General features: G+C 58.2%; 4 protein-coding genes. 2 read left to right on the top strand and 2 right to left on the bottom strand.

The window, feature by feature from the left end:
• Window positions 1-410: 410 nt before the first annotated feature.
• Both ABJK70_RS13840 and ABJK70_RS13835 read right to left on the bottom strand, forming a co-directional pair.
• Entirely contained in the window at window positions 411-5,555 is a 5,145-nt protein-coding gene (locus tag ABJK70_RS13840) for a hypothetical protein (protein WP_347258260.1), read from the bottom strand.
• Between the two features lie 13 nt (window positions 5,556-5,568).
• Window positions 5,569-6,258, bottom strand: a complete 690-nt coding sequence (locus ABJK70_RS13835) for a hypothetical protein (protein ID WP_077728880.1) — start codon at window positions 6,256-6,258, stop codon at window positions 5,569-5,571.
• A gap of 1,136 nt (window positions 6,259-7,394) precedes the next feature.
• On the opposite strand from ABJK70_RS13835, the gene ABJK70_RS13830 reads away from it, so the two are divergent.
• Window positions 7,395-7,934, top strand: a complete 540-nt coding sequence (locus ABJK70_RS13830) for a copper resistance protein NlpE (RefSeq protein ID WP_077728881.1) — start codon at window positions 7,395-7,397, stop codon at window positions 7,932-7,934.
• Window positions 7,935-8,540: 606 nt separating this feature from the next.
• Window positions 8,541-9,656 (top strand): hypothetical protein, encoded by a 1,116-nt coding sequence (locus ABJK70_RS13825; RefSeq protein WP_240507021.1) that lies wholly within the window; start codon window positions 8,541-8,543, stop codon window positions 9,654-9,656.
• Window positions 9,657-10,198 lie beyond the last annotated feature (542 nt).

Here is a 10,198-nt window from a genome sequence, read left to right as displayed (position 1 = left end):
TTACAGTCAAAGTCCAGCGAAGGGGGAGTCGTAGGTTTATCTCCGAAGCACGCCAAGGCCGTGTCCGAGCCATCGCAGGTGGTCCGTTTCCCAAGCTCCGCGGCAGGGGGTAATGCCAATGCATCACGATCCTGCCGCTATCCCGCGCCATTTCGTCAAACTCCTTTCCGCTGCCACGACCGCTCCTTAGAGCGTTTTTCATCCCGGTGTACGGCTTCGTGTCGGGCGGGAAGAACGTAGGTCGGCAATCCCTTGCCGACTTATCGGCTCGGCAAAGGATTTTGTTGGAAGGGTCGCGACTAAAGCGACCGTTTGCGATTGGAAGGGTCGCGACTAAAGCGACCGTTTGCGATTGGGAAGGGATTGCCGACCTACCTATCGGGCGCTCTGACACCGAATCGGAAAATGCTCTAGTCCCTGACCACCAGCCGCCCCCAGGTACCCCCGGCGAACAGATGAGCCGGACCGTCCCGATAGAGCCAAATTCCGGGCTTCGCGCGTTCGACTTCCGCCGTGAGCGTCACCCCGGGCGTCACCAAGCGCGACCAGGGGGAACCGAAATTCGGGACGTCGTCCTTGAACGAATGCCCGTACAGTTGGAAGCTGTGCTGACGGGCGCGGCCGGCCGGATGGACCACGTGGAAACGCAAGCGCTCATCCGCTTTGGCTTCGAAATCGACGAAGGCTAAGGGTTGCCGATCATCGGTGAAGAAGTCGTTCGCGAAGACGTTGTCATTGAGGTCCTGGGTTTCCTGACCATGCGCATTCGGGTGTGGATCCAGTCCCATGCGCACCCAGAAAGGCGCACTGTGGTAGTTGATGCCTTGCTCGCCGAGATCATAGGAATCGTCGCAGATGCGGCAGTCGGGAACGGGCTGTCCGTTCTTGTGCAGATTCAGCCCGTCTTGATAGACCACGACGAATTCCCGCGCATAGTTCTTGGTGTCATCCTCCCAGACCACGGCCGAGAGACCGGAGGCTCGTTCGAAAGGAATTTCGGTACCGTGGGGCCGGCCTCGCGAGTCCACGTAAAAATCCTCGGGGTCGAACAACTTGGCGTCGGCCGGTTCGATAATGAGCGCGCCGATCAGACCGTGCGTGCCATGGCCGATGACGTCGCCGTGGGAATTCAATCCCGCCGCGAGCGGTTCATTGAAGGGTTCGATGACGAGGCTTTCGACCTTGCCGCCCTTCCGGTCGATATTCACCCGGCCCGCGAACCAGTTGTAAGTTCGCGTTTCGCCTGGGACCGCCAGCGCTTTATCGATGCGGTTGAAACCCGCGACTGCGCCGTTTCCGGCATTGACGTCCACGGCCACCAGCTGCGGATGGAGCGAGACACGGTTTGACGGCGGCGCGTCCAGCAAGCCCTCGTTGTGCTCGTCCACATTGATTTGAGTGATGCGCGGCATGAGTGCGTCGCCCGGACGGTCCGACAGGCGCGTCCCCAGGTGATTGGTCAGCTTCACCACCGCGCAATGTCCTGCCTTGACCCGAAGCACGAGTGGCGTCAAAGGCTTGCCGTTGCGAATCGCTTCGACATCGCCAGCCGGAACGAAAACCAGACCGTCCGGGTCATCCAGGCCGTGGACATCGTCGTAGCGCATTCCCCTCTCGCCCAGCAGGTCCTTCACTTGCCAAGCTTCTATAGCGTATTCAGACCGCGGTGCATTCCGGGGACAACCGTCACCGGCCACCAATTGTCCCGCTTGGGGATCGCTTATCCTGCCGTCGGTATTGTCGTCCAGAACCGCCAGCGCGCAATGATCGTCGCTACGCCCGCCGTCCGGGCAACTGTTCGGCCCGTCGAGGTGCTGCCGCGCGACCGGCTGGGCGGCGCAGCCGGCCTGCCGGAGTTTGTCAATGAAGGGCTTGCGCTGTGCCGCATCCTTGTCCGGCGCGCTGGCTTCGAGCAAATCGACTTGTCCGACTTTCAGCACGCCATGCTCGTCCTCGCATGCCGCCGGGTCGAAAACTTCAGGGCTGGCGAAAGCGCGCAACAGTCCCCAACTGCCGTTCCACAAGTCGTCCTGAGTGCCGAAGTGGAAGAGGTAGTCGGCGGTACCGAGTCCGGCGCCGATGTTGGCCAGATTGACCGTATCCATCTCGAAATGTTCGGAAATTCCGATTTCCTGGGCATTGATCCAGGGCGCAGTCGGGTTCTTCGCTTCCCTTCGCCAGGCCAGCCCGTGTACGGTGAAACCGTGCTGGACTTCCTGCGCCCCCTGGATTACGCGCAATTGAACCCGGTCGCCCTCATAGGCCCTGAAGGGCTTCAGGAAGGGATCGCCATGCGGTGCCGAGGAGCTAAAGACATAAGCCAGATCGCTGGGGCGACACAGCGCCGGGCGCGCGCTTTCGGGGTCGTCCAGATGCCCTGCGCATTCGCCGGGCTTGAGCTTTGAAAAATGACTGCCGCTTGCGGGGCTGTCGCGTTCGCCGATACGCAGCGGGATGGGCTCGTGTTTGTAATTGACCAGATAGGGATTGTGGTGGTCGGTGGAAATCGCCTCGGGCATGGCCGGCGGATCGACGGGATAGCCGTGCAGCTTGCGGTAGGCGACGTAATAGTCCTCCACCGTGGTGTTCACCTTGCCCGCCATGCCTTCCGGCAGAGCCGGACCTTGCGTTTGCCCGGCATCGTAGAGCAACGCGAAATCGGCGATGGCCAGGGCGAATTCGCGCGTGTCGGGATGCTTTTCCCTGGCTTCCGCCTTGACCACCATGCCGCGCGAGCCGACCGCGAAAGATTCGCGGCATGTACGCTCCGGTTCGGTGACGGGGGCGCGGCAGGCAATATCGCGGCTGGCGCCGGCGACGTTCTGCTCATTTCCGCCGGGTAATCGCCGCTTGCCCGTTTTCATGTCGGTACCGTCCGGGGTACGCCAAACCGAGCCCTTGGGTTCGACCAGCATGGCGTTGTAAAACCCGTGATGCTGAATCGAGGACGGCGCGAAGTGATCGTGCGTGAATACCGTGCCCAGCGTGCCGTCGCCGTCCTTATGGTCGTGGGCATCCGCCCACCAGCGCTGGATGGTGGTCTGAAACACCGGACGGCCCTGCTTGTTGGTCTTGGCGCGAGGCTTAGGCTTGATTTGGCCGAGGTGATCCTTCACCACGCCGAAGCGGCTGGCTTCGGACAGCTCCTTGATCGCTTCCCAGGCCAGTGTGCCATCCTCGTAATTGAAGCCGTTGCCCGAGCCGTCCGCAGCGAGGACATCGAATTTGACCAGATGGATGTGTTGACCGATGGTGTCGGTAGGCGTGGCGACCTGGAAATCGTCGCGTCTCACCGTGGCACCGGCACGGTTGGTATGCAGGAACTCCACGCACTCGCCCGATTCCACACGGAAGAAGAATGGCTCGGCCGCGGCGGTTTTTTTGCCTTCGTAACGAGCAACGTCCCGGTCCAGAACATTGATGCGTGACTGCGGGTCATGCCAGCCGTGTTCGTTGGTTTGAATGTCCAGATCGATCACCGAAGCGCGGTAACGCCGAATCGGCGCCGTGGGATCCTCGCCGCACGGGTCGGCGAAAGGCGCGCCGGGCCGCCGCGCTTTGCCGTTGACCCGGAATACCGCATCCCGGCCCTCCGGCGTCCGGCTCGGGTAACCGGCGGCGTGTTCATGGAAAGCCATCGCCGCTTTTTCCAATGCGGTGCCCGCTTCGGGCAACAGAATTAGATTCGCGCGGGTGATATGCGCGGTCATGTCGGCGTTCGCCAACTGTTCCGCGGCGGTTCGCCCGCCGTTGAATTCCCGCTCGCCGCCGGTTACAAGGTGCCGCCCAAGACCGCCGTTTTCGACGATGTCGAGCGGAGGCTGCGGCGCACGGTGTCCGGCCTGACCGGGAATGTAAAAAGGGAAGCCTGGAAAGGATTGGGCTATGCGCTTGCTCGGATCGGGATCTTCCGCATAAGTCGGAGCGGGCGCGATGGCGAGCTCAGGCAAGGGAATCACTGCCGGAATAGGGGTGCCGCCCGTGGCGACGCCGGTTCTCGGATCGGTGCCGGGTCCCCGTTCTCCATCGGGCAGACGGCGCGTGCCGTCCTCGAAAACGTCGTGGACGCGCCACAACCCCCACATGCCCTGAGCGAAATGCGGGTAGAGATGACAGTGGAAGATCGAATCGCCCGGCGCCAGATTGCGGTTGCCGCTGGCCTCGTGCGCGATGGCGTAGGCAAAGCTTTGTTGCGGCGCGATGGTCTGCGAATCGAGATAATTGGAATACCCGCTTCGACTGGATTCCCACTGATGTGCATGCAGGTGGAACACATGGGTTTCCTTCGGGCCGGCGTGCGAGTTGCGGAACAGCACGGGATCGCCGAGATAGCTGTGATGGACGTTGGACGGATCGTCCTCGTACTGAGGCAGCAGCGCGGGATCGCCGTTTGCCCAGGATTGCAGGAAAAATTCTTCGTAAAGGCAGTCGACGCAATCCTTGGCCGGTCCTTTGCCCAGGCGGTTGGCCAACAAGATGGTGCCCATGCCGCTCGCGCCGTAGTTGATGGCAAATCCGTCTCGCACCCCCGCCAATTGCGGGTTGGTGGCGAGAATGCGGAAGTCCTCGGGATAGACGGTCTTCAGTTCATCATGGAAGGTGACCGTGAATTCGCGGCCGCTCTTGCCGCTGTCGTGATCGACGATGATGGCGTCCAAGGGACTGTGGATCAGTTCGAACCGGTCGTTGCCAAGCGGCTTGAGCAGGTTCAGGACGGGATCGCCGTGCTCGTCGAGCGCTTCATACTCGATCAGCGCGGGTGCCTTGGCCTGCCGTTTCGCTTCCTTGAGTTCGTCGGCGCGGACCGCGCTGCGATACCAGGTGCTGCGTTCCGGTTCCACCGTCACCGTGCCGAACAGGCCGTGTACCAGCGAGCCGCCGTCGCCTTCGCCCCCGGACGGCGCGGCGAGACTGGCGAACAAAAAGGTGCCCTCGCGCTCGGCGCGCCAACGGTAGGTGATTGTGGCCCCCGGAGGAATGCCCTGCAAACCGGTTGCGGCAGGATCGTGGCCATCGGCTTCGACCCGCAGACCCGAAAGTGCGATGGAGGCGCAGCGGGTGGCTGGGGTATTCCCGTGCGGCGGCGGTGTGCCGGCTGGCGCGCACGGGTCGGAATCAGTCCGATGCGCCGATACGACCGGGTTGGCCGCATGGCTTTTTTCCTCGATCGCCTCTTCCTCGATATCGTCGGGATGTCGCTTGGGCCGTTCGGGGCTCAGCAAATTGGTGAAGGTCACTTCGAGAATGTCTCCCTTGTGCGCCCTAAGTGCCAAAGGCCGCGCCCGCTTGACCGACTTCAGCCTGACCTTGCCCGGCCGCAGTTCGGGCTGTCCATCGCTGCTTTCCACATCGCGCTCAAGGGCGTAAATCATGCCGTAGGGGTTGTGGGAACCGAAGCGGTTGTACTGGATATCGTGCTCGATTGCGACGACATCGGCGTGGATGACTCGGGTGTGACGGGCGTCCCCGCCGTTGTCTTTCGCGGGGCGGCAACCGACACCCGCGAGGGTGGTCAGGATGAGAGCGAAAATTGTGATAACGCGTCCGACTTTCATGACGGCATCCCCCCTAAATCAACCAAATTCCGTCTACCAGCAACCCGCTGGGGAACGCTCGCCCTTGCACTCTCTGCAAGGGATCGGGGCCGGACAGGGGATTGAAGGTGTAGCCGTTGCTGACGACGATGCGAAACGTCACGCGCACGGAGCTCGACGTTTTCCAGGAATAAGGCATCCAGCCGCTCGACCAGCGGATCGAGCCGTCGGGACTCTTCAAACCTTGGCTTTGCACCAGGAGTTTTTGTTCAATCGTCTGTCCGGTTTGCTCGTCGATCAATTCGGCCAAGGCAAAGTCGTTGATATCGTCGCGCTGGTCGTAAACCAGAAAATTCCAGCGCGTCATGATGCCTTCGCCGGGCTTGAGGCTGATGCCCTCCACCGCAAGACTGGCGCCGTCGATACCGCGCGTTTTCTGCGACAGCAGATCGATGAAATCAAGGTCCGAGGTGTCCAGTGGATCACGGCTGGCTGGCGCGGTCAGATCGGATGACAGTATTTGGCTGGGCGGCAGGCGGGTTCCGTTGGAGAGATCGATAAGATTCGGATCGTCGAGGATGGCGAAATGCTTACCAAGTCCGGGCGACACCGAGCGGTTTTCCCAAGCATGTCGAAAATCCCGATCCACTCGCGCTCGCCCGCGGACGGCGAAACCTTCGAATGTGCCCTTTTGAAAGATGTTGTTATCGGCTGGAAAGGACATGGCGCCTCCTCGTTTTTGTTATTACGTTGTTGTTAAGGGCGTGAGCAAACTGTTTATCCGCAATCCAGGATGTTTTCCCGCTATTCTCCGCTCGGGTATGCCTATGCTGTCAAGTTAAACCTTGAACTGTTTAATAGTATTGAAAAAGCGGTTCTTAATGCTCTTCAACGCCAGAATCTCTGGTGCCGATATTCAGCCGCATTTGAGGCAGAATTTCTAGAGAGGCGGCAAATTCAAAGAAGTTTTCGATAACCCGTGGTTCGAGATAATCGGCATGAATTTGAATCGACTCGATTTGGGTTACATAAAACCGATTATACTTTCGATCCCCTCTGTCGAAAGGTTATACGGCGCTTATTCATCAACGGGTTATTGCCAATCACTGCTTGCAAGGTTGCCGTCCACTCTGTGCTGAAGGCGCAATGTATTTCATACGACACAACAAATCCTTTTCAGCACATCACAAAACCGATTTGAGCAATAAAGTAGAACGGCTACGAGATTTTGTCGGCAAAATATAAAGTCTGACGAAATATCCGGGCGAGTCTTTTAGGTCTTCAACCAAAGAACTGATCCGGCACTCAAACTCTCAAATTCATGCCTCTTACTTGGGAGGAAGCCAATCCTGCAAAATCAAGCCATGTGTATTATTTGCTAGCCATGAGCCTTGCTACGAAGTGAATCTTCTGGATATACGTTAAGCCGGGGTCCGTTTGTATTAGGCGATAGGTATCTTGTGCCGGGAGCGTGCACGCTCCGACAAGGATTCGTCTGTGAAAAATTACCCTGGCACGTACAATTTGTCCCCTGTTTGGTTTCGAAGCGGTTAACTGTGTTGGAATGTAAGAACTGCCCCCCCTTTCGCCCGTGCTCAAGATTCGCCTCGATCGTCTCAAGATCGGCTTCAACGGGCGTTCACCTCTGCCGATACCGGCCTTCCCGAGCGTCAGCTCTCTTCGAGACCGAATCGGTGGTTCGTTCCCAAAGGCGCCATTGAATACGCGATTCCAGTTGCCGGCACACGACAAGACAGAACGTGAAGTCAAATTAACACGCCCTCGGTGGCGTACAATATCACACGCATATCCGCCTCATGGGCTACGCTGGTTTCGGACATAGAACACGAGAAATCCCTTATGAAAGCATCGAACAGGAAAATGACTCAAAAGGTGTTAGTCATTGTTTTCGGCGCATTGCTGTCCTCGCTTAACCCCGCTTGGGCAGAAACCGATAAGGAAATCCAAGAGAAAGCGCTCAAAGCTCGCGAACAGAGCCAGCACGGTGCCATGGATCATTCGGCTCATGCCAGCCCCGAGGGAGCGGCAGGCAAATTTCGGGGCGTCTTTTACGGCTACCTGCCGTGTCATGAAGAAGATTGCAACGGTCTGAAAATGACCCTGTCCTTGAATGCCAAGAACAACTATCTTTTGGTCATCCAACCCGCAAAGCCGCAAAACCGAGAGTCCTTCGAAAAAGGAAAATACGAATGGAACGACACCAAAGGTGTCGTCTTGTTGACCCCCAACAAAGAGGCCCCTCAGCGTCGGCTCGCCATTAAAGATGAAGGCACTTTGCTCTATCTAAGCGACGACGGGGCGCCATTGCCTGGAGACCAGGACAGGTATCTGCTGCAACGGAGCGACAGGGCCGGCAATCGGGAAATGCACATCCATTGACGAATACTGCGCCAAAGGACAATTGGCGAAGAATTGAAGTTCAAACGAGCTCCGATAGTTTGTTTTCGGGTGGGTAGTTTTCGGCCTCAACGGCCATTCGTCCTTCCAAGGCCCGCCATTCCTGAGCGGCCGCTTTTCCAAAATCGAGCGAGTCGTCAGTGCCCAAAGCTACCGGTCGCCACTCTGCGGATTCAAGGGCGGGTTACCGAGTGGAGTGGTCATTCGCGTCCACAAGCCGACAGGCTGCTGAGGCAATGATCGACAGTGACTCTCGCCGAGATCCTGCACGCACGAGCGAGCTTTGCGGAAAGCGGCCGCCCCACACATGGATGCTAGGTGTGGCGACCTGAAATCATAAAGCGCTGGAAGAGCAAGCGGCTGCATTCGTACCCGGGCTATCAGAGCTCGGATCAATTTGAGATAAATGGCCGAATGGCCAATGCGGCTTGACTGGGGTGTCCCTTTCTACTTGACCATGTCAAACATTAAAACATTAGAAACTTCTCATTGACCACGTCAAACATTAGACATAATCTGACGCCGCAACGACAGATAAGGAGGGGCTTATCGCAAAAATTGCGATGCGGTGTAGCATAAGCTTTGTTTATGAAAAACAGTACGAAGTATTATCCATCTGAAATGACGGGGCGGGGTATGAAAGAGAAATGCCTTATTCTAAGGCTCTGTTCCGTGGCGCCGGTACTCATCCTGGCGCACGGGGTTTGTGATGCGATGCCCGGTATGGACATGCCGGGTAACGAGAGCGCCAAAGCGATTCCGCCAATATCGAAAAGTATGGGCGAACCGCTCAACTCGGCTGGTGCGGACTTCGAGATCACCTACAGCGCCGACGGGAAAACCGCCATCTTTACCTCCACCCGTCCGGGCAGCGTAGAGTCGTCTGGGACCCCCTACAATTTCGACATTTGGATGTCCCACTATGAGAATGGCGCCTGGCAGGAGCCCGTCCATTTGGGACCGGAGGTTGATCCCGCTGTAGGGCCGAACATCAACACGTCCGCCTGGGAACTGGAGCCGAGTTTCTCCGATGACGGAAATGTCATTTACTTCACGAGATACGAGCCGGGTAATCTGTCCACCGGCGATCTCTACGTCACTCAAAAAGTCGATGGCGTCTGGCAGCCGGCCAGAAACTGGAACGAAGTTCCCGAGCTGCCGCACATCAATACGCCGACTGGCGAGGAGCACTGCCCAATCATCGCTTCCGACAGCCTGATTTACTTCAGCTACCAACAACCGGGAGTAACGCAAGATAGCGACATCTGGAAGGTTGAGAAGAAGGACGGCGTCTGGCAGAAGCCGCAGAGCCTCGGTCCGAGGATCAATTCGCCGTACCGCGACCACCTGCACTGGACCGGACTGTCAAAGGACGGCAAGAGCATAATCGTTACCAGCACGCGGCCTGACCTCGGCTCGCGGGGCGGACATGATGAGTGGATCGCATACCAGAATCCGAAAGGTGAATGGCAGGAACCATTGAACCTCGGTGATACCATCAATACCGCCGGCGAAGACATGTGCTGGAGCTTCACGCCCGATGGCGAGAAGTTCACTGGAGGTTGGGGGCAGCCGGGTACCTACGATCTTGACCTCAGGTGGGTCAACAAGGATGACATTCCTCTGCTGAAGAACTTCAAGCCGATCGGTCCGCCGCCCAACCTGCTCGCCAGCAGCAGGACAAAGCAGAAGAATATCAGGTAATTGCTGTAGCCCTATATCAAGAACCAGACTGTCTCAGCGGCGCATTCTCGAAAAGGACAAAGGGACGGTGGTTTGCCTATGAATATGAAACGGAGAGGGTCTGCGAGAATCCTCTCCGTTTGTTTTTTCCTTGAGTTTCGACCGCTTGGATTATCGGCTGGGTGAAATCGGCGCATGTGAAAGCCGATTGCCATTTGAAATTGCGCCCTGGCACCAATGTGGCGCTGATCAATGCCTTGGCGCGTGTGATCGTTACCTATAAGGACCGGCGAATGACGCTTCGCGCTGGAGCGCTTCGAACCGGCCTCCTACGAGAAATGGCAGGCGCTCGTCAGCGAAGAGCATGATTCGCCCGAGGCTACCGAGTCGGTAACCGGGGCAGACCCAACACGCCTGTCGCCGGCCGCCATTTAAGCCTGTCGATTGTCGCTCCGTGCCCGTTCCGATCATTCACTCAGGGCGGCCACGGCGACCGGAATTCGGCCATTTCTGCCATTCGCACTTATTAACCCGGCCTATAAATATAGGCCGGGTTAATCCGG

It is taken from the genome of Methylocaldum sp. (assembly GCF_039794385.1).
In the GTDB taxonomy this organism is placed as follows: Bacteria; Pseudomonadota; Gammaproteobacteria; order Methylococcales; family Methylococcaceae; genus Methylocaldum.
Note: the sequence above shows the minus strand (reverse complement) of the source record. Positions and strands in the feature narration are given on the sequence as shown.

Bases quoted from the DNA above. Each gene is read 5' to 3' on its own strand.
- ABJK70_RS13835 (WP_077728880.1), bottom strand. From the start codon at position 6,258: ATGTCCTTTCCAGCCGATAACAACATCTTTCAAAAGGGCACATTCGAA.
- ABJK70_RS13825 (WP_240507021.1), top strand. From the start codon at position 8,541: ATGAAAAACAGTACGAAGTATTATCCATCTGAAATGACGGGGCGGGGT.
- ABJK70_RS13830 (WP_077728881.1), top strand. From the start codon at position 7,395: ATGAAAGCATCGAACAGGAAAATGACTCAAAAGGTGTTAGTCATTGTT.
- ABJK70_RS13840 (WP_347258260.1), bottom strand. From the start codon at position 5,555: ATGAAAGTCGGACGCGTTATCACAATTTTCGCTCTCATCCTGACCACC.